This is a genomic window from Streptomyces sp. NPDC005808, assembly GCF_042871385.1.
Taxonomy (GTDB): Bacteria; Actinomycetota; Actinomycetes; order Streptomycetales; family Streptomycetaceae; genus Streptomyces.
In genome coordinates this window covers 109,071-132,059 of sequence record NZ_JBIAIK010000010.1, presented here as the reverse complement: position 1 = coordinate 132,059, position 22,989 = coordinate 109,071, and the positions used below count along the sequence as shown (strand labels likewise).

At 70.5% G+C, this 22,989-nt stretch carries 22 protein-coding genes and 5 tRNA genes; 18 read left to right on the top strand and 9 right to left on the bottom strand.

Features of this window, described 5'->3' with window-relative positions; translation table 11 throughout:
• Positions 1-141: 141 nt before the first annotated feature.
• The 9 genes from ACFYPC_RS22945 to ACFYPC_RS22905 all read left to right on the top strand — a co-directional run bounded on the left by ACFYPC_RS22945 (position 142) and on the right by ACFYPC_RS22905 (position 12,573).
• A complete protein-coding gene (locus tag ACFYPC_RS22945; protein WP_388679165.1) occupies positions 142-1,176 on the top strand; it encodes a methionine ABC transporter ATP-binding protein in 1,035 nt (344 codons plus the stop codon).
• Positions 1,173-1,910 carry a methionine ABC transporter permease gene (locus tag ACFYPC_RS22940; RefSeq protein ID WP_388679163.1) on the top strand — a complete coding sequence of 246 codons (738 nt, stop codon included), beginning with the start codon at positions 1,173-1,175 and terminating at the stop codon, positions 1,908-1,910. The genes ACFYPC_RS22945 and ACFYPC_RS22940 overlap by 4 nt, the downstream gene beginning before the upstream one ends.
• Before the next feature lie 102 nt (positions 1,911-2,012).
• The gene (locus tag ACFYPC_RS22935) at positions 2,013-2,840 is read left to right on the top strand and encodes a MetQ/NlpA family ABC transporter substrate-binding protein (protein ID WP_388679160.1); all 828 of its coding nucleotides are present in this window, start codon (positions 2,013-2,015) and stop codon (positions 2,838-2,840) included.
• A 26-nt stretch (positions 2,841-2,866) separates the two neighbouring features.
• The gene (locus ACFYPC_RS22930; RefSeq protein WP_388679157.1) at positions 2,867-3,694 is read left to right on the top strand and encodes a MetQ/NlpA family ABC transporter substrate-binding protein; all 828 of its coding nucleotides are present in this window, start codon (positions 2,867-2,869) and stop codon (positions 3,692-3,694) included.
• A gap of 146 nt (positions 3,695-3,840) precedes the next feature.
• On the top strand, positions 3,841-4,476 hold the full coding sequence (locus ACFYPC_RS22925) for a GNAT family N-acetyltransferase (RefSeq protein WP_388679155.1): 636 nt from the start codon (positions 3,841-3,843) through the stop codon (positions 4,474-4,476).
• A gap of 199 nt (positions 4,477-4,675) precedes the next feature.
• Positions 4,676-5,896 (top strand): precorrin-6y C5,15-methyltransferase (decarboxylating) subunit CbiE, encoded by a 1,221-nt coding sequence (gene cbiE / locus ACFYPC_RS22920; RefSeq protein WP_388679153.1) that lies wholly within the window; start codon positions 4,676-4,678, stop codon positions 5,894-5,896.
• A 345-nt stretch (positions 5,897-6,241) separates the two neighbouring features.
• On the top strand, positions 6,242-10,159 hold the full coding sequence (cobT, locus tag ACFYPC_RS22915; protein ID WP_388679150.1) for a nicotinate-nucleotide--dimethylbenzimidazole phosphoribosyltransferase: 3,918 nt from the start codon (positions 6,242-6,244) through the stop codon (positions 10,157-10,159).
• A gap of 237 nt (positions 10,160-10,396) precedes the next feature.
• Positions 10,397-11,632 carry a uroporphyrinogen-III C-methyltransferase gene (gene cobA, locus ACFYPC_RS22910; RefSeq protein ID WP_388679147.1) on the top strand — a complete coding sequence of 412 codons (1,236 nt, stop codon included), beginning with the start codon at positions 10,397-10,399 and terminating at the stop codon, positions 11,630-11,632.
• 122 nt (positions 11,633-11,754) lie between these two features.
• Entirely contained in the window at positions 11,755-12,573 is an 819-nt protein-coding gene (locus tag ACFYPC_RS22905) for a TrmH family RNA methyltransferase (protein ID WP_388679144.1), read from the top strand.
• A 39-nt stretch (positions 12,574-12,612) separates the two neighbouring features.
• Here ACFYPC_RS22905 and ACFYPC_RS22900 read toward each other — a convergent pair whose 3' ends face one another.
• On the bottom strand, positions 12,613-13,959 hold the full coding sequence (locus ACFYPC_RS22900; RefSeq protein ID WP_388679475.1) for a serine/threonine-protein kinase: 1,347 nt from the start codon (positions 13,957-13,959) through the stop codon (positions 12,613-12,615).
• 196 nt (positions 13,960-14,155) lie between these two features.
• Here ACFYPC_RS22900 and ACFYPC_RS22895 point away from each other — a divergent pair, with 196 nt between their 5' ends.
• The 4 genes from ACFYPC_RS22895 (at position 14,156) to ACFYPC_RS22880 (ending at position 16,413) form a co-directional block, all read left to right on the top strand.
• Positions 14,156-14,395, top strand: a complete 240-nt coding sequence (locus ACFYPC_RS22895) for a hypothetical protein (protein WP_266824867.1) — start codon at positions 14,156-14,158, stop codon at positions 14,393-14,395.
• A gap of 244 nt (positions 14,396-14,639) precedes the next feature.
• Positions 14,640-14,849, top strand: coding sequence for a hypothetical protein (locus tag ACFYPC_RS22890; RefSeq protein WP_388679142.1), 210 nt, complete (start codon positions 14,640-14,642; stop codon positions 14,847-14,849).
• A 261-nt stretch (positions 14,850-15,110) separates the two neighbouring features.
• A complete protein-coding gene (locus tag ACFYPC_RS22885) occupies positions 15,111-16,046 on the top strand; it encodes a phosphotransferase family protein (protein ID WP_388679139.1) in 936 nt (311 codons plus the stop codon).
• Positions 16,047-16,119: 73 nt separating this feature from the next.
• Positions 16,120-16,413 carry a zf-TFIIB domain-containing protein gene (locus tag ACFYPC_RS22880; RefSeq protein WP_388679136.1) on the top strand — a complete coding sequence of 98 codons (294 nt, stop codon included), beginning with the start codon at positions 16,120-16,122 and terminating at the stop codon, positions 16,411-16,413.
• Positions 16,414-16,484: 71 nt separating this feature from the next.
• Here ACFYPC_RS22880 and ACFYPC_RS22875 read toward each other — a convergent pair.
• The 5 genes from ACFYPC_RS22875 to ACFYPC_RS22855 form a co-directional block, all read right to left on the bottom strand.
• Positions 16,485-16,559: transfer RNA gene (locus tag ACFYPC_RS22875), tRNA-Val, on the bottom strand.
• Between the two features lie 40 nt (positions 16,560-16,599).
• Positions 16,600-16,671, bottom strand: a tRNA-Val gene (locus ACFYPC_RS22870).
• Positions 16,672-16,705: 34 nt separating this feature from the next.
• Positions 16,706-16,777: transfer RNA gene (locus ACFYPC_RS22865), tRNA-Val, on the bottom strand.
• 1 nt (position 16,778) lies between these two features.
• Positions 16,779-16,852, bottom strand: a tRNA-Cys gene (locus ACFYPC_RS22860).
• 39 nt (positions 16,853-16,891) lie between these two features.
• Positions 16,892-16,964, bottom strand: a tRNA-Gly gene (locus ACFYPC_RS22855).
• Positions 16,965-17,121: 157 nt separating this feature from the next.
• Between ACFYPC_RS22855 and ACFYPC_RS22850 the strand changes: the two genes are divergently transcribed.
• The 3 genes from ACFYPC_RS22850 (at position 17,122) to ACFYPC_RS22840 (ending at position 20,005) form a co-directional block, all read left to right on the top strand.
• Complete coding sequence (locus ACFYPC_RS22850; RefSeq protein WP_388679133.1) at positions 17,122-18,159, top strand: chorismate-binding protein; 1,038 nt, start codon at positions 17,122-17,124, stop codon at positions 18,157-18,159.
• Positions 18,160-18,273: 114 nt separating this feature from the next.
• A complete protein-coding gene (locus ACFYPC_RS22845) occupies positions 18,274-19,095 on the top strand; it encodes an aminotransferase class IV (RefSeq protein WP_388679131.1) in 822 nt (273 codons plus the stop codon).
• Positions 19,096-19,177: 82 nt separating this feature from the next.
• Complete coding sequence (locus ACFYPC_RS22840) at positions 19,178-20,005, top strand: GNAT family N-acetyltransferase (RefSeq protein ID WP_388679128.1); 828 nt, start codon at positions 19,178-19,180, stop codon at positions 20,003-20,005.
• Positions 20,006-20,043: 38 nt separating this feature from the next.
• Here ACFYPC_RS22840 and ACFYPC_RS22835 read toward each other — a convergent pair whose 3' ends face one another.
• On the bottom strand, positions 20,044-20,565 hold the full coding sequence (locus tag ACFYPC_RS22835) for a DsbA family protein (protein WP_388679126.1): 522 nt from the start codon (positions 20,563-20,565) through the stop codon (positions 20,044-20,046).
• A 209-nt stretch (positions 20,566-20,774) separates the two neighbouring features.
• Between ACFYPC_RS22835 and ACFYPC_RS22830 the strand changes: the two genes are divergently transcribed.
• Positions 20,775-21,218 carry a hypothetical protein gene (locus ACFYPC_RS22830; protein ID WP_388679123.1) on the top strand — a complete coding sequence of 148 codons (444 nt, stop codon included), beginning with the start codon at positions 20,775-20,777 and terminating at the stop codon, positions 21,216-21,218.
• A 155-nt stretch (positions 21,219-21,373) separates the two neighbouring features.
• A complete protein-coding gene (locus ACFYPC_RS22825) occupies positions 21,374-21,526 on the top strand; it encodes a hypothetical protein (protein WP_010988207.1) in 153 nt (50 codons plus the stop codon).
• A gap of 105 nt (positions 21,527-21,631) precedes the next feature.
• Here ACFYPC_RS22825 and ACFYPC_RS22820 read toward each other — a convergent pair whose 3' ends face one another.
• Together ACFYPC_RS22820 and ACFYPC_RS22815 are read right to left on the bottom strand one after the other, a co-directional pair.
• Entirely contained in the window at positions 21,632-22,192 is a 561-nt protein-coding gene (locus ACFYPC_RS22820) for a CGNR zinc finger domain-containing protein (protein WP_388679120.1), read from the bottom strand.
• A gap of 278 nt (positions 22,193-22,470) precedes the next feature.
• Positions 22,471-22,884 (bottom strand): SsgA family sporulation/cell division regulator, encoded by a 414-nt coding sequence (locus ACFYPC_RS22815; RefSeq protein ID WP_003959770.1) that lies wholly within the window; start codon positions 22,882-22,884, stop codon positions 22,471-22,473.
• Positions 22,885-22,989 lie beyond the last annotated feature (105 nt).

The window sequence follows — 22,989 nt, the reverse complement described above, 5'->3', positions numbered from 1 at the left end:
ACGGTCGCTGCCCCGCGCACACGATTCTTCTTCAGACCCCGGCTGCCATCGCCACCGCGAGAACCGTGCCGCGTCCAAGACCGAATGCACCCGTGCCCGGCGCACACCCACGCCCTGCACTCGACAGTGACGGAAACCCCAGTGATCACCACCACGGACCTCACCAAGGTCTACCGTTCGCGCGGCCGTGAGGTCACCGCCCTGGACGGCGTCGATCTGCACGTCCGCGAAGGCGAGGTGTACGGCGTCATCGGCCAGTCCGGCGCCGGCAAGTCCTCGCTCATCCGCTGCGTCAACCTCCTGGAACGCCCCACCTCCGGCACGGTCACCGTCGCCGGACGGGACCTCACGGCGCTCGCCGGCCGCGGCCCCCGCGCGGGCAGGGAGCTCCGCGAGGCGCGCAGCCACATCGGGATGGTCTTCCAGCACTTCAACCTGCTGTCCTCGCGCACCGTCCAGGACAACGTGGAGCTGCCGCTGGAGATCCTCGGCGTCTCCGGCAGGGAGCGCTCACGCAAGGCGCTCGAACTGCTCGACCTGGTCCGCCTCTCCGACAAGGCGAAGTCCTACCCGGCCCAGCTCTCCGGCGGCCAGAAGCAGCGCGTCGGCATCGCCCGCGCCCTCGCCGGGGACCCGAAGGTGCTGCTCTCCGACGAGGCGACCAGCGCCCTCGACCCGGAGACCACCCGCTCCATCCTCCAGTTGCTGCGCGACCTGAACCGGCAGCTGGGCCTGACCGTCCTGCTCATCACGCACGAGATGGACGTCGTCAAGACCGTCTGCGACTCGGCCGCCCTCATGGAGAACGGCAGGATCGTCGAGTCCGGCACCGTCAGCGAGCTGCTCGCGACGCCCGGCTCCGAACTGGCCGCCGCGCTCTTCCCGGTGAGCGGCGACCCGACCGACGACGACCGCACGGTCGTCGACGTCACCTTCCACGGCGAGGCTGCCACCCGGCCCGTCATCTCCCAGCTCTCCCGCACCTACAACATCGACATCTCGATCCTCGGTGCCGCGATGGACACCGTCGCGGGCAAGCAGGTCGGCCGGATGCGCATCGAACTGCCCGGCCGCTACGAGGAGAACGTCGTGCCGATCGGGTTCCTGCGTGAGCAGGGGCTGCAGATCGACGTGCAGGGCCAGGCGCCCGTACTGCTGAAGGAGAGTGCCAAGTGACCTGGTCGGAGATGCAGCCACTGCTGTCGCAGGCGTGTTGGGACACCTTCTACATGGTGGGCTGGTCCACGCTCATAGCCGTCGCCGGCGGTCTGCCGCTCGGCATCCTGCTCGTCCTCACCGACCGCGGCGGACTGCTCCAGAACGTGCTGGCGAACAGGGTCATCGGGCAGATCGTGAACATCGCCCGCTCCATGCCGTTCATCATCCTGATGGTCGCGCTGATGGGCTTCACACGCTGGCTCACCGGGTCGACGATCGGCCGTGAGGCCGCCATCGTGCCGCTCGCGATCGGGGCGATCCCCTTCTTCGCGCGGCTTGTCGAGACCGCTGTCCGCGAAGTGGACGGCGGGCTCGTCGAGGCCGTGCAGTCGATGGGCGGCAACACCTGGACCGTCGTCCGCAAGGTCCTCGTGCCGGAGTCCCTGCCGTCGCTGATCTCCTCGGCGACCACCACGATCGTCGCCCTCATCGGCTACTCGGCGATGGCCGGCACCGTCGGCGCCGGAGGCCTCGGCGACATCGCGATCCGGTACGGCTACCAGCGCTTCGAGACCGAGCTGATGTGGATCACCGTAGGGATCCTCGCCGTGGTCATCTCGGTCATCCAGTTCGCCGGCGACTACGCGGCGCGTGGGCTGCACCGCCGCGGCGGCCGGTCCGGATCCGGGCCGCGGCTGAGGCTGCTGAAGGCCGGGGAGCCCGCGGCCGCGGACGTCGGCAAGGTCGCCTGAGTACTGCCTCATCCACCCGCAGATTTCCCCGAAACTCACCCGCAGATTTCCCCGTATCACCCATCACGGGGACAGCTACACCCACATGGAAAGGCACTTTTCGTGCGTAACGCCACAAAGCTCAGCACTGCCGTCCTCGCAGCCGGAGCCCTCACCCTGGGTCTCACCGCCTGTGGTTCGGAGAGCGACTCGGCCTCCGACACCAGCGGTCCGCTGGTGGTCGCCGCCAGCCCGGTCCCGCACGCGGAGATCCTCGACTACGTCAAGGACAACCTGGCGAAGAAGGCGGGACTCGACCTGGAGGTCAGGGAGTTCACCGACTACGTCACGCCGAACACGGCGACCGAGGACGGGTCCGTGGGCGCCAACTACTTCCAGAACCAGCCCTACCTCGACGACTTCAACAAGAAGAACGGCACCCACATCGTGCCCGTCGTCACGGTGCACCTGGAGCCGCTCGGCCTCTACTCCAGCAAGGTCAAGAGCGCCGACGACCTGAAGAGCGGCGCGACGATCGCCGTTCCGAACGACAGCGTCAACGAGGCGCGCGCGCTGAAGCTGCTCGCCGCCAACGGGATCATCACGCTCAAGGACGGCGTGGGCAACGAAGCGACCCCCTCGGACATCACCAAGAACCCGAAGGACCTCAAGTTCAAGGAGCTGGAGGCGGCCCAGACCCCGCGCTCCCTCGAGGATGTCGACGCCGCGGTGATCAACGGCAACTACGCCATCGAGGCCGACCTCTCGCCCGCCGAGGACGCCCTCGTCCTGGAGTCCGCGAAGGACAACCCGTACGGCAATTTCCTTGCGGTGAAGCAGGGCAACGAGGACGACCCGCGCGTCAAGAAGCTCGCAGAGCTCCTCACCTCGCCCGAGGTCAAGAAGTTCATCGAGGACAAGTACCAGGGCTCCGTCATCCCGTCGTTCTGATCCCGCTGTCCTCAGGAGCGTTCCCCATGCGTAAGCACCTCATATCCGCGGTGTCCGCCACGATCGCCCTCGGCCTCGGACTGGCCGCCTGCGGTTCGGGCTCGGACTCCGGCGGAGGCACCGACGACGCCCTGGTCGTCGGTGCCACCGCCGTACCGGCAGGAGAGGTCCTGTCGTACATAAAGAAGGACCTGGCCGAGAAGGCCGGACTCGATCTGGAGATCACCGAGTTCACGGACTACGTCCTGCCGAACACGGCGCTCCAGGAGGGCTCGCTCGACGCGAACCTCTACCAGAACCAGCCCTACCTCGACGACTTCAACAAGTCCAAGGGGACGGACCTGGTGTCGGTCGTCAAGGCCTACCTGCCGCCCATGGGCGTGTACTCGAAGAAGGTCGAGGACGTCACCGAGCTCGCCGACGGAGCCACCGTCGCGGTGCCCAACGACGTCACCAACGAGGGGCGCGCCCTCAAGCTCCTTGCCTCCAAGGGAGTCATCACGCTCAAGGATGGTGCCGGTACGACCGCGTCCCCCGAGGACATCACGGCCAACCCGAAGCACCTGACGTTCAAGGAACTGGAGCCCGCCCAACTGCCGCGCTCGCTCGACGACGTCGCCGTGGCGGTGATCAACAACAACTACGCCCAGGACGCGGGGCTCAGCCCCGCCACCGACGCGATCCTCCTGGAGTCCGCGAAGGACAACCCCTACGCGAACCTCCTGGCGGTCAAGAAGGGCAACGAGGACGATCCGCGGGTCAAGAAGCTCGCCGAGCTCCTGACCTCGCCGGAGGTCAGGAAGTTCATCGAGGACAAGTACAAGGGCTCGGTCCTGCCGGTCACTTCCGGCTGACGGCCTTCGTCACCGCAGGGGGTCCACTCCATCACCCGGGGTGGACCCCCGTGGTGCGTCACGGTGGTTTCATGCTGCATGCTGGGCAGTTCAGCGGGCCCGGTTGTTACTCGGGCCCGAGGTTCCCGAAGGTTACGGAGCGGCGCATGACGAGCACCTTCCCCGACATCTCCATCAGCACGGAGCGGTTGGTACTGCGCGCGCTCGAGGACGACGACGTCGCCGCTCTGACCGAGATGATGAACGACGAGATGGTCGCGGCCTGGACCGCGGTGCCGCAGCCCTTCACCGAGGACGGTGCCCGCTCCTGGATCGCCGACTACGCGCCCACCGAACGCCGGGCGGGCCGCGGACTCGACCTCGCCGTCACCGAGTTCCTCACCCAGCGCCTGGTCGGCATCATCCAGCTCGCCAAGACGAACTGGCACGTGCGGTCCACCGAACTGTCGTACATCATCGCCCCCTGGGCCCGCGGCGAGGGCTATGCCTCCGAGGCCGCGCTCGCCACCGCCCAATGGCTCTTCCGCGAGCAGAAGTTCGAGCGCATCGAACTGCGTACGGCCGCCGACAACACCGCTTCGCAGCAGGTGGCCCAGAAGATCGGCTGCATCAGCGAGGGCGTCCTGCGGGGCGCCTGCATAGCGCGCACCCGTACCGAGGGCGGCGAGTGGACCGACGTACGCACCGACTACATCGTGTGGAGCCTGCTGCCGGAGGACCTCGACGGCGTGGGCGAACAGTTCGCCGACAGCGGTTTCACGTCGTTCTCCGACTGGAACTGACCCCGGGGAGCCCGCGAAGGGAAACCGGGGAAGTCCCCGGAGGCGGACCTGGACCCATCCGTCCCGGTACGGCATCCGCGGGACCGCGGCCACCCTCCGGAGCCCCTCGGGCGCTGCCCGGCGGTACCAGGTACTCTCACGGAGCCCGCTCAAGGGCCTGCCTGAAGACCTGCGAAAACCTTTCTGGAGACTGACGACGATGGCCGATCGGGTCACGGTGATCGGCTGGGACGGCTCGCCACTGACCGCCGCGGCGCGCTCAGCTCTCGCCGCCGCCACCCTGGTGGCCGGCACGGCCCATCACCTCGCGCTTCCCGAGGTGCCCCCGACCGCCGAACGCATACGCCTCGGCAGCGTCGCCCTCGCCGCCCGCCGGATCGCGGGCCACCGGGGCAGCGCCGTCGTCCTCGCCGACGGGGACCCCGGCTTCTTCGGCGTCGTCCGCACCCTGCGGGGCCCCGAGTTCGGCCTGGAGGTCGAAGTCGTCCCCGCCGTCTCCTCGGTGGCCACCGCGTTCGCCCGCGCCGGAATGCCCTGGGACGACGCACACGTGGTCGTCGCACATGCCCGCACCCTGAGGCGCGCAGTGAACGTATGTCGCGCACACACCAAGGTCGCCGTTCTCACTTCACCCGGCGCGGGCCCCGCCGAACTCGGCCTCCTCATGGACGGAGTACACCGGACCTTCGTCATCTGCGAGGAACTCGGCACCGCGAACGAACAGGTCACGATCCTCACCTCCGACAAGGCGGCCGACCACACCTGGCGCGATCCCAACGTCGTCATCGTCATCGGCGGCTTCGTGGCCGCGGCGGAGGGCGGCAGCTGGATCGCGGGCCCCGAGCCGGCCGCGGGACCGCGAGGCTGGGCGCTCCCCGCGAAGGCGTACGGCGGCGCACTCGGTGAAGGTGAGTCGGATCTGCTGCGCGCCGCCCAACTCGCCCGCCTGGGGCCGCGCGTCGGAGACCTCGTCTGGGACATCGGTTCCGGCAGCGGCGCCTTCGCCACCGAGGCGGCCCGCACCGGCGCCGCCGTCATCGCGGTCGACCAGAACCCCGGCTCCTGCGCCCGCACCGAGGATTCCGCGCGCCGTTTCGGCGTCCAGATGCAGATCGTGCACGGCGCCGCACCGCACGTCCTTGAGGACCTGCCCGAACCCGACGTCGTACGGGTCGGGGGCGGCGGAGTCGCAGTGGTTTCCGCGGTCGCCGACCGCCGGCCGCAGTGCATCGTCACGCACGCCTCGACCCGCGACGCCGCCGAACTCATCGGCAGGCACCTGACGGAGCACGGCTACCAGGTGGAGTGCGCCCTCATCCAGTCCGTCGAACTCGACACAAAGGCCTGGACGGAGACGGAACGGAGCGTCGCGTTCCTGCTCACAGGCCGTCTGCCCGATCGCATCGATCGCGCCCTGTGATCCTGTTGTCGTACTGCGCGCGGTAGGCTGGCCGATCGTTGTACCGCTCTCGGGGGATCAGCCTTTCGTAGGCCAATGTCCGGAAAGCACGCCCGTTTTGAGGTGTGTGTGGTACGGCGGAACCGGAGGACGCGCAACGTGGCGCAGTCCACAGCGGGCCCTCGCGGATCAAGCTGTCGCCAGGGCGGAACGACCGGGATAATGCCAGTTAATGGCTTTGTCGTCTTTCTTGGCCGGTCGTTCGTGCCGCTGGGCATGCGCGCTCGTTCTTCACCATGGGGCGGTCGGTGCGCCGTTCCGGGCGAGCTGGACTTGGAAGCACTAACCGATGGGCGAGGGGTACGCATGACTGACACCGGCCAGGTCCCGGGCGAGGGACTGCCGGAGAACGCAGGCATGGTGGATCAGCCGGGCGTCCTCGCGCCGGGTGCCTACACCTTCCTCGAACCCTCCGAGACCCCCGCCGATGACGACGACCTGCTCCTGATGCCCGGCGCCCCGGGAGCACAGGGCGCGTGGGGCAACGAGGTGCCGCCGCCGGCCCCGATGCCGTTCGTCCACGAACCGGGTCCGCATGAACCGGGCCCGCACGAGCCAGGTCCGCATGAACCGGGCCTGCATGAACCCGGTCCGCAAGAGCCGGGTCTGCAGGAACCACGTCCGCAGGAGCCCGGTCCGCACGAGACGGCCGGGCGGGACAGCGGCTCGGTCGACCTCAGTGCCGTCCGTGCGCCGGAGCCCGTGCGGGACCCCACGCCGCCCCCGCAGCCGACGCCGGTCCGCCGCCCGCTGCACCTCGGCCCGCCGACCCCGGACGGCTCCGCGAGCCCGGTCCGCTCGCTCGCCGACCGCGGCCCCGCGGGCGCGCGGGTGAGCCCCGCTGCCGGAGCCGCGTTCAGCAGCCCAGTGACTCCCGTACGCCACCCCGGGCCGCCGACCGTCGGGCCCGAGTACCTCGATGTGCAACAGCTCTCCGAGATCCCGCCGCAGGGTGCGATGCCGTGGGGAGCCCCACCGTCGGGTCCGGACCAGGCCGCTGCAGAAACGGTCGTCCCGGAGGCGGTGCAGGGCGTGGAATCCGCCCAGGCCACGCCGCCTTTCGAGCATGCTCCTCATGATCCGGCGCAGGATGTGGCAGAGGGCCAGACGGTCGCGGCGGACACGCAGGAGTCGGGGGGCGTTCAGGTCCCCGAGGCGGCTCGGACTTCCCACGGCCAGGGCCCGGCTGAGCCCAAGGCGCTCGCTGAGGTCTCTCAGGAACCGGAAACCGTTCAGGAACCGGAAACCGTTCAGGAACCGGAAACCGTTCAGGTCCCGCGGTCGGCGCAGGCTTCCGGAGCCCAGGATCTCGCTGAGGTTCCGTCACCCTCGCCCGTCCCCGAGTCCTCGCTGCCGGAGCTGACGGCGGACGCCTTCGCCCCCCAGGCTCCCGAAGCCGTGCCCTCCCCGGACGGATCGCTGGGCTCGCATCTCACGCAGGACTTGGACGAGACGCCCCTCCCGGGGGCCCCGCACCCGGCCCACGCCCCGGAGCCGACGGACACCGCAGCAGACGCCTACGCCGCACCCGCGCACCTCGCCGCGCAGGCGCCGGTCCCCTCGGACGGCGAGTTCCTCGCACCCGAGCGGAACATGACGCCCGAGCCGAGCATCATGCCCGAGCCGAGCATCATGCCCGAGCCGAAACCGCGCAGAGCACTCGCGGCCCCCTCAGAGCTCACGGACCCCGCGGTCGTGCATCCGGTTGGTTACCCCGCCGACCGGGAGGAGCCGGTCGACGCGATGGCGGCTCCGGAGCCCCAGTTCGCGGTTCGGGCAGCCCAGTTCGCCACCTCCGTCGGCCACCTCCCGGACCCCGCCGCCCAGTTCGCGGACACGGGATCCCCTGTGGAGGTCCAGCACACTCCCGACCACGCCCTGACGCAGTCATCGCCGCTGCCCCAGGCACAGGAGCAAGCGCTCCCCGTGGACGCGCCCCCGGCGTTCGCCGAGCCGGCCGCGGCCGAGCCCCGGCACGGCGTATCGGCAGGAATGGGCGCGCACGCGCAAGCGCCGCACGCGGCTGTGGGCCAGGCCCATGGCGAACACTTCCCGGCCCCCGGCGACGGAGCAGTCCCGTCCGGTCTCCCGCCCGCGCCTCTTGACCCCCACGCGGCGCAGCCCCATCCGGACCGGTCCCTCGGCCAGTTCGTGCCGGTGGAGGGCACGGTGCCGACGACCCCGCACCTCGCCCCGACCCCGCCGCACGCCATGACGGTGCCGCCCTTCCCCACGGAGGAGCAGCCCCCGGCCGAGGAGACCTCGGCTGTCTCCGCCCCTGAAACGGAGCCCGCCGCCCCCGTACCCGCGCCCCGCGAGGCAGAGGCAGCAGAGGCCGAAGCTGATGCGGAGGTCCAGGCACCCCCCGTACCGGAGCCCCTCCCGGTGGCCACGGAGACCGTACTCGCACAGCAAGCGGACGATCTGGACACCCAGGGCGCCGACCAGGAAGAAAGCACGGCCGCAGTGGCAGACGTACGAGAGTCCACCGGCCCGGCGGCCCCCGGGTACGACGACGCGGAGCGCGAGGCCGTCCTGCGGGTGATGCGCGAGCGCCGCGACATCCGCAACGGCTTCCGCAGCGACCCCATCCCGCACGACGTCCTGCTCCGTGTCCTGGAGGCGGCCCACACGGCACCGTCCGTAGGCCACTCCCAGCCTTGGGACTTCGTCGTCATCCGTTCCGCCGACACCCGGCGTTCGATGCACGAACTCGCCGCCCGTCAGCGCGAGGCGTACGCGAAGTCGCTGCCCAAGGGCCGCGCGAAACAGTTCAAGGAACTCAAGATCGAGGCCATCCTCGACACTCCGGTGAACATCGTCGTCACCGCCGACCCGACCCGCGGCGGCCGCCACACCCTGGGCCGCCACACGCAGCCGCAGATGGCCCCGTACTCCTCCGCCCTCGCGGTCGAGAACCTCTGGCTCGCGGCCCGCGCCGAGGGACTCGGCGTCGGCTGGGTCAGCTTCTTCGACGAGCGCGAGATGGTCCGCGCGCTGGGCCTCCCCGAGCACCTGGAGGTCGTCGCGTACCTCTGCGTCGGCTACGTCGACGAGTTCCCGGAAGAGCCCGAACTGATGCAGTCGGGCTGGTCCAAGCGCCGCCCGCTGTCCTGGGTCGTCCACGAGGAGACGTACGGCCGTCGCGCGCTGCCCGGCGAGGAGCCGCACGACCTGCTCGCCGAGACGATCTCCAACATCCGTCCGCTGGACGCCAAGGCGCTCGGCGAGGCCTGGGAACGCCAGAAGCGGATGACCAAGCCCGCCGGCGCCCTCGGCATGCTGGAGATCATCTCCGCGCAGCTCTCGGGTCTGTCACGGATGTGCCCGCCGCCGATCCCGGAGCCCGCCGCGGTCGCGATCTTCGCCGGTGACCACGGCGTGCACGCCCAGGGCGTCACCCACTGGCCGCAGGAGGTCACCGCCCAGATGGTGGCCAACTTCCTCGGCGGCGGCGCGGTCTGCAACGCCTTCGCCAACCAGGTCGGCGCCGAGGTCTGCGTCATCGACGTGGGCGTCGCCTCCGACCTCCCGGCCACGCCGGGCCTGCTGCCCCGCAAGGTCCGCGCGGGCACCGCCGACATGACGACCGGGCCCGCGATGACCCGCGAGGAGGTCATCGCTGCCATCGAGGTGGGTATCGAGACGGCCCGCGACCTCGTGGCGGCGGGCAACAAGGCTCTGCTGACCGGTGAGATGGGTATCGCCAACACCACCCCCTCGGCGGCCCTCATCTCGGTCTTCACGGGCACCGACCCGGCAGAGGTGACCGGCCGGGGCACCGGCATCAACGACGAGACGCTCGCCCGCAAGACCGAGGTCGTACGCCGCGCCATCGAACTCCACCAACCGGACCCGGCCGACCCCATCGGCGTCCTCGCGGCCATCGGCGGCCTCGAACACGCGGCCATGGTCGGCCTCCTCCTCGGCGGCGCCTCCCTCCGTACCCCGGTGATCCTGGACGGCGTCAGCGCCGGCGCCGCGGCCCTCGTGGCACGTGCCATCGCCCCCGAGGTGCTGGCCGCCTGCATCGCCGGCCACCGCAGCGCCGAGCCGGGCCACGTCGCCGCCCTGAACAAGCTGGGTCTGCGCCCGCTGGTCGACCTCGACCTCCGCCTCGGCGAGGGCACCGGCGCGCTGCTGGCGCTGCCGGTGGTGCAGAGCGCGGCGCGGGCGATGCACGAGGTGGCGACGTTCGACTCGGCAGGGGTGACTGAGAAGTAGCCGTCACGGCTGTGCTCACCCGTTCCGCTGAAGCGGAACGGGTGAGCACAGCCCGCCCACTCACCTGCACATGCGGGCCCGGGGATGCAGCCCCCGGTTTCGGGAAGAGTCGGGACGGGGGAAAGAACCCCCGCCTCACCCTGACCCCCTCGCCCTCGCCCTCGCAGCATAAAATCCGCACGTCAGGGGCCAACCCAAGGCACCGAAGCCCCACCCCGTCCGAGGAGCCGCACCGCCATGGCCGAACACCCCGCCTACCCCGTAGGCCTCCGCCTCGCCGGCCGCCGCGTAGTCGTCCTCGGCGGCGGCCAGGTCGCCCAACGCCGTCTCCCGGCGCTCATCGCCGCGGGCGCGGACGTCCACCTCGTATCCCCGGAGGCCACCCCCTCCGTGGAAGCGATGGCGGACGCGGGCGAGATCACCTGGACGAAGCGTCCGTACGAGGACGGTGATCTGGCGGACGCCTGGTACGCGCTGATCGCCACCCGTGACCAGAAGGCGAACGCCGACGCCTCCGCCGAAGCGGAACGCCACCGCGTCTGGTGCGTCCGCTCGGACGACGCCGACGCGGCGACGGCGTGGACCCCGGCCACGGGCCACAGCGAGGGCGTCACCGTCGCGGTCCTCACGACGGACGCCCGCGGCCGCGACCCCCGCCGCACCGCCGCGATCCGCGACGCGGTGGTGGAGGGCCTCCGCGACGGCACCCTCGTGGCTCCGCATCACCGCACCCGCACTCCCGGTGTCGCCCTCGTCGGCGGCGGCCCCGGCGACCCGGACCTGATCACGGTCCGCGGACGCCGTCTCCTCGCCGAGGCGGACGTGGTCATCGCCGACCGACTCGGCCCTCGCGACCTGCTCGCCGAACTCCCGCCGCATGTCGAGGTGATCGACGCGGCGAAGATCCCGTACGGCCGTTTCATGGCCCAGGAGGCCATCAACAACGCGCTGATCGAGCACGCCAAGCAGGGCAAGTCGGTCGTACGGCTGAAGGGCGGCGACCCCTTCGTCTTCGGCCGCGGCATGGAGGAGGCCCAGGCCCTCGCCGAAGCGGGCATCGCGTGCACGGTGGTCCCCGGTATCTCGAGCTCGATCTCGGTGCCGGGCGCCGCGGGCATTGCGGTCACACACCGCGGGGTCGCCCACGAGTTCACCGTCGTCAGCGGCCACGTGGCCCCTGACGACGAACGCTCCCTGGTCGACTGGCAGTCGCTCGCCAAACTGCGCGGCACACTCGTCGTGCTCATGGGCGTCGACAAGATCGGCGCCATCGCCCGCACGCTCATGGACAACGGCAAGGCGGCCGACACACCCGTCGCCCTGGTCCAGGAAGGTACGACGGCAGCGCAGCGCCGCGTCGACGCGACCCTGGAGACGGTCGCGGAAACCGTCCGCGCGCAGGACGTGAAGCCCCCCGCGGTCATCGTCATCGGCGAGGTCGTGAACGTCGGCCCGGGGAACTCCACGCCATAGCCCCAGGGAACCCCCATAGGCAACCCGATCCGCAGAGCCCGGGAACCCCCGGCAGTAACCCCCGGTAACACAACAGCTTCCCAGCCGTTGGCACCGCAACCAGGACAAGGCAGTATCACCCTGTGGCCGATCTCATCACCGTCGAGGACCCCGCCGACCCGCGTCTGAGCGACTACACGGGTCTGACCGACGTGGAGCTGCGCCGCAAGCGTGAACCCGCCGAGGGCTTGTTCATCGCCGAGGGCGAGAAAGTCATCAGACGCGCCAAGGACGCCGGGTACGAGATGCGCTCGATGCTGCTCTCCGCCAAGTGGGTCGACGTCATGCGCGACGTCATCGACGAGCTTCCGGCCCCGGTGTACGCGGTGAGCCCGGAGCTCGCCGAACAGGTCACCGGCTACCACGTACACCGCGGAGCACTCGCCTCGATGCAGCGCAAACCGCTGCCGATCGCGGACGAACTCCTGCAGACCGCGCGCCGCGTGGTCGTCATGGAGTCGGTCAACGACCACACCAACATCGGTGCGATCTTCCGCTCCGCCGCCGCCCTCGGCATGGACGCGGTCCTGCTCTCCCCGGACTGCGCCGACCCGCTGTACCGCCGCAGTGTGAAGGTCTCCATGGGCGCCGTCTTCTCGGTCCCGTACGCCCGTCTCGGCTCCTGGCCCAAGAGCCTGGAGTCGGTCCGCGACGCAGGCTTCAGCCTTCTCGCCCTCACCCCCGACGAGAAGGCGATGTCCCTCGACGAGGCGGCCCCGCACCGCATGGACCGGGTCGCCTTGATGCTCGGCGCGGAGGGCGACGGCCTCTCCACGAAGGCCTTGATGGCGGCGGACGAGTGGGTCCGCATCCCGATGGGCCACGGCGTCGACTCGCTCAACGTGGGCGCGGCGGCAGCCGTCGCCTTCTACGCGGTGGCGACGGGCCGCCCGCAGCTCTAGCTAGAGCCGGTCGACCAGTCCGATCCCGTACGACAGGCCTTACCCGTCCTGCTGAAGCTCACTCCGGTACTGCTGCTGCATCAGATCCCCCGCGGGCAGCGGCTCGAACGACTGCCCTTGCCGTACGACCTCCCGTACGCCACCGTCGTCTTCGAGGCTGCGCGCCGGACCCTGACACCCCTGCGCCGCCGCGATCCCCAGCGCCACCAGCAACGTCACGACGACGAAGACGAAGAGCCGCTGACGCAACAGGCGGGGGTTGGCGGGCCGCCGGCCCGTACCCGTGGTGCGGGGTCCCGGACGCCCGGTACCGCTGCGGGGCGCGGGCCTGCTGCCCGAGCGACCGGTGCTCCGCGGGGGAGCGGGACGCGCCCCCGACCGTGGGCCGCCACCGCCACCGCCACCGCCACCGCCACCGCCGATCGTTCCGCCCGTCCGCGGCGGGGGAGTGCCCTGCGGACGTCGCTGGGTGCGCTGCTCGGCGTACTGCTCGGCGAGCCGTCCCGTCGGCCGGTCGGGATCGGTGCGTGGCGGGGGCGGACGCACATCGGCCATCCCCTGTGCCTCGCGGGCGGCGATCTCCTTGAGCCGCAGGGACAGTTGGAGCGTGCTGGGCCGCTCCTCCGGGTCCTTCGCCAGACATGCCCGTACGAGAGGGGCCAGCGCGTCCGGAACGCCGTGCAGTTGGGGTTCCTCGTGCACGACCCTGTAGAGCATCACCTCGGAACTGCCGTGCCCGAAGGGAGAGTCCTGGGTCGCCGCGTAGGCGAGTGTGGCACCGAGTGCGAAGACGTCCGTAGCCGGAGTGACGGCGGCCCCGCGCACCTGCTCGGGCGCGAGGAAGCCCGGCGAGCCGACAGCCGTACCGACGTGCGTGAGGGTGCTGGCCCCCGTGGCCCAGGCGATCCCGAAGTCGATGATCCGCGGCCCCTTCGGGGACAGCAGGATGTTGGACGGCTTGAGATCCCGGTGTACGACACCGGCCTCGTGCACCGCGACGAGCCCCTCGGAGAGAGCGGCACCCACGGAGGCCACGTCGACGGCGGCCATCGGCCCGTCGTCGGCGACCTTGTCGTGCAGGGAGGGCCCCGGAACGTACTGCGTGGCGAACCAGGGCCGGTCCGCCTCCAGATCCGCCGCCACGAGCCGCGCCGTGCACCCGCCGCGAATCCGCCGCGCGGCGCTGACCTCGCGCGCGAACCGCGACCGGAACTCCTGATCCTCCGCCAGATCCGGGCGGATCACTTTCAACGCGACCCGCTGCCCGCGGCGGTCGGAGCCCAGGTAGACCACGCCCATACCACCCGCGCCGAGCCGTCTGTGAAGCCTGAACGAGCCGACGACACGCGGGTCCTCGCGCCTCAGGCGCATCATCGCCATGTCCATCCCCGCTGCCCGGTCCGTTTGACGAGCCACAGCTTACGTTTACGCGGCCGGTGGCGCGCAGAGGCCGCGCCCTCTCGGCCCGATCGATTGTCAGTGCCGGGTGGGAAACTTGAAAGGTGGTCAGGGAGCGTGTGAACAGTACGGCTTTGGACTGGCTGTGAGCCCAACCATCCGTCGCAGAAGGGGGATTGAGCCCGTGAAGGGTGACCGAGTGGAGATAGTCGTGGACGCCGGGGACACGACACGTACGTACGAGGTGGTGGCCAGCAGGGCGGGCCGCAGGGTGGAGACCGCAGTACGCCGAGGTGTCGTAGAAGTGAGCGAAGTCACCCGAAGCGGATCAGTGGTGCGTACCGCGCGCTTCATGGCGACCCGGGTGCTGGCGCTGGTGGAGCAGCCGGTCCCCCGGGAGGACAGCTCGGAACAGTCGGGATAGCCGAGGGCAGACCGGACACCCCCTCCGGGAAGACCCTGAGGCTCCGGACCTGGTCTCCACCCAGAGGAGTACTCCCCAGGTCACCGGTCATCCTCCGGGAGGCCCGCCAATCGGTACGAGGGCATGACGACCCATCGGCGTCGCACACCTAGATTTGTTGTCAAGCGGCGGGTGCAGCACTCGTCCCCCGAGGTCAGACACTCGCCGCTGCCAACCACAACAGAAGCTCGGTCAGGAGAGGACCATGGCCCACACGGCATCGCGGACAGTGATCCGCACGCAGGGACGCAAGGCATACGCCGCCGCGTTCGGCACCCGCCGCCAGGGCCGGCGCCACCCATTGGTGGCGACAGCGATGGTCCTCCCCCTGGCGGCCCTGCTCGTAGTCCTCTTCGGCGGCTGGGAAGCAGTGGTCACACAAGCGTCGTCCGTGGGCGTGATGCTGGGGCGCTGAGCGGCGCCCCAGGCCCGGAAGAGCGGTCCGGGCGGGGACATCCGGCCATGAAACCCCGTGGGGACGGGGGTGCGGCGGACGGCAGAAAATGCCCGCGCAGCTGGGGAGCTGCGCGGGCATTGCCGTTTTTTGTGCCTAAACCGGCACCGCTTTCGCGGACGTGGTTGCTCGCCGTTGGGGTTGCTCAATTGATGGTTGCGGTTCAGAGCCTTCGGTGCGTGCGTACGCTCGCAGGAAACCGTAAGCACTTCAGGGGGACTCGTGACCGCAGACGTGCTGCCAGCTCTGACCGCCAAGGCACGGGGCACGGCCCACGCGGAGCGTGTCTGTGCGCACCCCGACACCGTCCTCGCCGACCGTCAGGACGGAACCGTCGTCCGCCACGGCGACACCGTCGCCAAGGCGCACGCGCCCGGCACGGACCCGGGGGAGCTCGCCCGCCGCCTGGCCGTCGCCGCGGACCCCCTCCTCGCAGGCACCCTCCTCGCACCACTCCGCCCGGTGCCCGCCGACCTCCACGGCCGGCTGGTGACCTTCTGGCCGTACGGCACCCCCGTCGACCCGGAGAAACCCGAAGCGGCACCGTGGGAGGCCGCCGCCACGCTGCTGGCCCGCCTGCACCGGGCGCCCGCGCCGGACGGGCTGCCGACCATGCGAGGCCCGGCGAAGGCGGCCCGCGCGATCGCCCGGCTCGGGGCGGTGGGCCCGCAGCCGGCGGCCGTCCCGGTCCTGCGTGCCTGGGCCGCCCTCCCGGCCTGGGCCCGCGCGGAAGCCCCCATGCCGGACGTGACCACCCTCTGCCACGGCGACCTCCACCTCGGCCAGCTCGTACGCCACCCCGAGGCGACCGGGCCATGGCTCCTCATCGACGTGGACGACCTCGGCGTGGGCGTCCCGGCCTGGGACCTGGCACGCCCGGCCGCCTGGTACGCCTGTGGCCTGCTGCCGCCCGAGGATTGGACCCGCTTTCTGACCGCCTACCGGCTCGCGGGCGGCCCGGCCGTCCCCGCCCACGGCGACCCCTGGCCCGCACTGGACGTCGCTGCCCGCGCTCTCACCGTGCAGACGGCGGCGCTGGCGATCGCCAAGTCGGCCGCGGAGGACCGGCCGTTGGACGAGGTGGAGCAGGCCGTTGTCGACGCGTGTGACCGAATGAGCGGCGCTCCGCCCGAGTTGGCGCACGATTTCGCGAAGTAGGGTGCAACCGACCGAAGCCGGGCAGTGTCTGTCCTGGCGGAAGCAGTACCGACGGCGAGGAGTTGAGCCGAGCATGCAGTGTCCGAAGTGCCATGCGCCGATGCACACGTACAACCGCAATGGTGTCCAGATCGAGCAGTGCAGCGGGTGCCGCGGGATCTTTCTCGACTACGGCGAGCTTGAGTCGCTGACCCGCATGGAGTCCCAGTGGTCTCAGCCCGCGCCGCCGCCGCAGCCCGGCCCGTACCAGGGCGCGCCCGCGCCGGCCTGGGGAGCCCCGCAGCATGGTGGTCACGGAGGCCACGGCGGTCACTACGGCGGGCATCACCGCCAGAAGAGTTTCGGCCGCATGCTCTTCTCGTCCTGAGGTCTCCGGGGCCATCGAGGACCCCGGGACGACGAAACCCCCAGCCGTACGAGACGGTTGGGGGTTTCGGCTGGTGCGCGATACTGGGATTGAACCAGTGACCTCTTCCGTGTCAGGGAAGCGCTCTCCCGCTGAGCTAATCGCGCGGGTCACGCGGCCTGAGCCACGCCTGCTGCTGGTGCTGCGTGCGCGATACTGGGATTGAACCAGTGACCTCTTCCGTGTCAGGGAAGCGCTCTCCCGCTGAGCTAATCGCGCGGGGATCCTCGCGGACCGAGTCCTTGCGGACCAGTGGACGATACTGGGATTGAACCAGTGACCTCTTCCGTGTCAGGGAAGCGCTCTCCCGCTGAGCTAATCGTCCTTGGAGGTGGAGACGGGATTTGAACCCGTGTAGACGGCTTTGCAGGCCGTTGCCTCGCCTCTCGGCCACTCCACCAGGAGTGCGGGGGATCAGGAAGAGCCCCCACGTCCTGCGAGCGGACGACCAGGTTCGAACTGGCGACCTCAACCTTGGCAAGGTTGCGCTCTACCAACTGAGCTACGTCCGCTTGTCGTTTCCGCTCGGCTTGCGCGTCGCGGCGACGTGTTGAACTCTAGCGGATTCCGGGGCCAGCACAAAAACGCGTTTGTGCAGCGTGCTGCGGTACGTCCACTCCACGGACACGGCCGGGGCACCCGCAGGTCACCCACCCTAGACTCGACTGCGTGCTCGACCTCCCTCCCCTCGCTCGCTTCGGCGGCCGCATCGCGACCGGCCTCGTCGATGTGACCAGCGACGCATCGGCTCTGGACTCCACCGGCTTCTGGGCCGTGTCCGCCGACTTCGAGGGACGGCTTGTCTGCGCTCGTTTCCGGGATATACGGGACGAACCCGTGCCGGCGCCGGTTCCCGGGCAATGGCGGGGCCCCGCCACCGGTGACTGGAAGTCGTCCCTCGACCGCGCCGCGTACACCGAGGGCGTACGCCGTATCCGCGCGCACATAGCAGCCGGTGAGGTCTATCAGGCGAACCTCTGTCGCGTCCTGTCCGCGCCCGTCGCCCCCGACGCCGACGTGGACGCGCTCGCCGCCCTGCTCGCTCGCGGCAACCCGGCGCCGTACGCCGGAACGATTCGGCTGCCCGGCCACGGCGTGGAGATAGCCACCGCGTCCCCCGAGCTCTTCCTGCGCCGCGCGGGCCGGACCGTCGAATCGGGCCCGATCAAGGGCACCGGACGCACCGAGGCGGACCTCCTGGAGAAGGACTACGCCGAGAACGTGATGATCGTGGACCTGGTCCGCAACGACATCGGCAAGGTCTGTGCCACCGGCAGCGTGACCGTCCCCGACCTGTGCGTCGTCGAGAAACACCCGGGCCTTGTCCACCTCGTCTCCACCGTCCACGGCGAACTGCGCGAGGACGCGGGCTGGCCGGAACTCCTCTCCGCCGCCTTCCCGCCCGGCTCTGTGACCGGCGCCCCCAAGTCCAGCGCCCTGCGGATCATCGACGCCCTGGAAACCGCGCCGCGCGGCCCCTACTGCGGAGGCATCGGCTGGGTCGACGCCGACCGTGGCACCGCGGAGCTCGCGGTCGGCATACGCACTTTCTGGATCGACCGGGAAGTGGGAGTTCTGCGGTTCGGCACGGGCGCGGGCATCACCTGGGGCTCCGACCCGGAGGGGGAGTGGCGGGAGACCGAGCTGAAGGCCGCCAGGCTCCTCGCGGTAGCGTCGGGGGAGTACGAGGCAGGCGGGGGACCCTGACGTGCTGTGTCCCGGGGGACGCCGCACCGGACAGCGGCTCCGCCGCGCGCCGGACCCCGACCGGAACGTCACGTCGAACGACGGACCGGCACATTCCAGCGAGGTGGAATTCCAGTGAAGCTCTGGCTCGACGGCGGGCTGCAGGACATCGAGGCCGCCCGCGTCTCCGTTTTCGACCACGGACTGACCGTGGGCGACGGCATCTTCGAGACCGTGAAGGCGGTCGACGGGCGGCCGTTCGCGCTGACCCGCCACCTCGACCGGCTCGCCCGCTCGGCACGCGGCCTCGGACTGCCCGAACCCGACCTCGACGAGGTGCGCCACGCCTGCGCCACCGTCCTGGACGCCAACCCGATGCCCCTGGGCCGACTGCGGATCACGTACACCGGCGGTCACGGCCCGCTCGGCTCCGACCGCGGTGAGCAAGGTCCGACCCTGGTCGTCGCCCTCGGTGAGTCCGCCCGGCGACCCGACTCCACAGCCGTGATCACCGTCCCGTGGACCCGCAACGAGCGCGGCGCGCTGACGGGCCTCAAGACCACCTCGTACGCCGAGAACGTCGTCGCCCTGGCCCGCGCGCGCGAACAGGGCGCGACCGAGGCGCTGTTCGCCAACACGGTGGGTCAGCTGTGCGAGGGCACCGGGTCGAACGTCTTCGTCGTCCTCGACGGTGAGATCCACACCCCGCCCCTCGCCTCCGGCTGCCTCGCCGGCATCACGCGCGCGCTCGCCGTGGAATGGACGGGTGCCAAGGAGACCGATCTGCCGCTGGACGTCCTGGGGTCCGCCGAGGAGGTCTTCCTGACCTCCACGCTCAGGGACGTACAGGCCGTGCACCGTCTCGACACCCGCGAACTCCCGGGCGCGCCGGGGCCGGTGACCGCCAAGGCGATGCGGATCTTCGACAAGCACTCCGGGAACGATCTCGACCCGTAGAGGACCCGTAAGTCACCCGCAGGACACCCAGGTCGCGGAAACGGGATGACCGGCAGGCCGCAGGGCGGGTACAACACCACTGATGACCACCACCCTGCGGCCGACCGAGCCGCTCCAGCACGCCGTCGACGGGACGCGTTCGCGTCGCTACCAAGTGTGTGTGAACAGTCGTCCGGTGGGCGCCATACACCTCGCGACCCATCCCGTCTTCGGGTCGGCCGTCGCCCAGATCCGCGAGCTCCGCATCGAGGAGCCGGACCGGCGGCGCGGCCGGGGCACGGTGGCGGCGCTCGCCGCGGAGGAGGTGGCGCGCGGCTGGGGTTGCGAGCGGATCGAGACCTCGGTCCCCTCCGGCGCCGAGGCCGGACTCCGGCTCGTCAAGGCGCTCGGGTACGTCACCCGCAACCGCTGGATGGAGAAGGCGCTCGGTGAGGTGCCCCCGCCCGAACTGCCCGCAGGCAGCCGTGGCCGCCCCATGACACAGGCCGAGTACGAGCCCTGGGACCGGGAGGGCAGGGAGGGTTACGCGCAGGACTGGATCAGCCGTGGTGTGCCGGAGGCGGAGGCGTACGCCAAGTCGAACCGGAGTCACGATCAGTTGCTGCCGGAGGGGCTCGCTACCGAGAACATGCTGGTCAGCGTCCTGGAACACGAGGACAAGGTGGTCGGCGACCTGTGGGTGGGCGAGCGCGACCAAAGCGCCTTCGTCTACAACGTCGAGGTCCGCGCGGCACATCGCGGCAAGGGACACGGCCGTACGCTCATGCTGCTGGCCGAGGCCCAGGCGGTGGCCGTCGGCAGGAGCCGCATCGCCCTCAACGTCTTCGCGGGCAACACCCCGGCCGAGCGGCTCTACGAGTCCCTCGGCTACGAGACGACGATGTACCACCTCTACAAGGGCCTGCTGTAGTCAGAGGCAGTAGTGGCGTACGGGGCTCGCTGTCCGAGTTACGCCTCCTGCTCGGCCAGCAGACGGTCGGCGATCTCCTCGATGCGTTCGCGCAGGCCCTCCTGGCTCTTGCCGCCGTCGAGACGTTCGCCGCCGATGACGTACGTCGGGGTGCCGGTCACGCCGATGGCCTTGCCCTCGGCCTGGTCGGCGTCGACGATCAGGATGTGCCGGCCGTCGATCAGGGCGGTATCGAACTCCTCGGCGTCCAGGCCGAGTTCACGGGCGGTTTCGATCAGGAAGGGTTCGCCCTGGCGGTTCAGTTCCTCGACGCGGCCGAGCACCGCCTCGATGTAGGGCCACGCCTGCCCCTGCTCCGTGGCCTCCTCGGCGGCCTGCGCCGCGGCGAACGCGTGCTTGTGCTTCTCCAGCGGGAAATGCCGCAGCCGCAGCTCCAGACGGTCGCCGTAGCGGGCGCGCAGTGCGCGCAGGTCGTCGAGGGCGCTGCGGCAGTCGGGGCACTGCAGTTCGCACCAGACGTCCAGAACGGCGGCCGGACGTGCGGATGAGGAGTCGTTCATAGACACCAGTCTTCCAGCTCCGTCGCGGGTACCCCGACCGGGACCGACGAGGGCCCCGCCCTGCGTGCTGTGACCGGGACCTGGGGAGGACGCCGACCCCGAGATGTCCCTGAGGTCCGCCCGGAGCATGGCATACCGGGCGCCGGGCGGTGCAGGATGGATGGGGACGAACCGACTTCGCCCGACCGAGCCCCTGCCTGGAGGACCGGATGATTGCCGAGACTGTCTGTTCCGCCGTCTCCGCGGCCGGCCTGGGTATTGCCGCGGTCACCGCCTATCGCAAGCGCTTCCTCGCGGCCGCGCGCATCGCCGCCTACTCACTCGTGCCGGTCGGCCTGGTGATGACCGGCATCGTCGGCTGGCTGGCCGACACGGCGTTCAGTCCGACCGCGTGGGCGGGCTTCGTCGTGCTCGGCGGCGCCTGGCTCCTGTTCATGACCACACGCGCCGTGGAGCGGCGCGGTGGCGGTACCCGGAAGGAACGCAAGGCGGCCCGGGCCGCGCAGCGCGAGGCGGTGGCCCCCGCAGCCTCGGCGCCCTCGCTGGGCCAGGCCGCCCGCCCTGTTGCCCGGCCTGCGGCGACACCTCGGGCCACCGGCTCCGGGGACGACTTCAGCGACATCGAGGCCATCCTGAAGAAGCACGGCATATGAAGGCGTCATGACCGACCGAAACGACCGGGAGGTCTCACCCGGCGCGCGTAACCGATCACGTTCGAGCGCCGTCATCACGTGATCCGGCGAACTCCCGTATTTTCCGTGCGTGTTGATCGACAGCGGGAGTTCGCTGCGTCATCATCGCCCGCGAGATGCTGGACACAACACAGAGCGACACCGCCGCCCCGCCCGAGGAGCGGCGTGGTTGTCTCTTCGCGCTCTCCCAGCCACCGCTGATGATCTTCCTAGCGGTGATCGGCTGTCTCCTGCTCATGGCTTCGCTGCACGACCTGCTGCTGCTCTGAGCCGTACACGGAGCCCCTGGCGCCACCCGCCGAGGGCTCCGTCAACCCGCCGAGCGTGCCGGGATACGCCCGCCTCCTCGTCCAGGGCCCGAAGAGATACGCAGGTCAGCCCGCCGCTTCCTTGCGGCGCGCGCGGTACGCGGCCACGTGAAGGCGGTTTCCGCAGGTGCGGCTGTCGCAGTAGCGGCGGGAGCGGTTGCGGGACAGGTCGACGAAGGCACGCCGGCAGTCGGGTGCCTCGCAGCGGCGGAGCCTCTCCTGCTCCCCCGCCACCACGAAGAACGCCAGCGCCATCCCGCAGTCCGCCGCGAGGTGGTCGGCGATCGAGGCGCCCGGCGCGAAGTAGTGCACGTGCCAGTCGTAGCCGTCGTGGTCGGTGAGCCGGGGCGTGGTTCCCGCGGCGGCGATCAGTTCGTTGATGAGACCGGCGGCGAACCGCGGATCGGCGGCGGCGAAGATCCCGGCGAACCGGTCACGAACCCTGTGCACGGCCGCGAGATCGTACTCCGACAGCTCACCGACGTCGCTGATCTCGTGCTTTCGTACGAAATCGGCGAGGGCCGCGACATCTGCGAGGCCGTCGTCCGTCGTGTGGTCCTCCGGCGCGGTGTTCACCAGATCCACCACGGCGTCGAGGGCACACCGGGTGTCGTGGGTGATCAGCACGTTTCGCTCCCTGGCCTGGGGGTCGGGCCGGCGCCCGCCCGATGCTGGCCGATGGTAGTAGCTTCGTGGCGCGGGGGAGGGGTGCCTGTTCGGCCGGGGCGCGGTCAGGAGGCGGCCGACACTGACCTGCGCGGGTGCGGTGGTCCGCCGGGCGCACACACCGGCGCCGCCCCCGCGGAGATCCGCGGCGACGGCGCCGGTGTGTTCCCTATGCGGTTGTCGAGGCCCGAGCCATCTCCCCGAGTGGATGGCGCCGGGCGGCTCTGAGGTATCTCGTCTCAGCTCTCGGCCAGGATGTGTGAGAGCTCAGTGTCGAGATCGAAGTGCCGGTGTTCCGTGCCGGGGGGCACGGCGGCGTCCGTTCGCTTCAGGAACGATTCCAGGGCCCGCGCAGGGGCCTCGAGCAGGGCTTCGCCCTCCGGGGAGCTCAGGGCGATGCACACGACGCCCTGGCCATGGCTCCGGGACGGCCAGACTCGGACGTCGCCGGTACCGGTGGGCCTGTGCAGGCCCTCGGCGAGGAGGTCGCGGGCGAACACCCACTCGACGGTTTCCTCGGCTCCGGTGTGGAAGGTGGCGTGCACGGCGTAGGGATCGGCCGTGTCATACCGCAGTCCTGCGGGAACAGGCAGTGAGGACTCGCTCGACACAACGAGGCGCAGGTGCAGCTCGCAGCTGACCGTGGTGTTCATAAGCGCCAGGGCCTTTCGCTCAGTGTGCGCTCGGGGATTCGCACGTCGGCGAAATCGACATGCCACCTACGGTGCCGTTGTAAACCCCTCTGAGTGTTTTGCGTG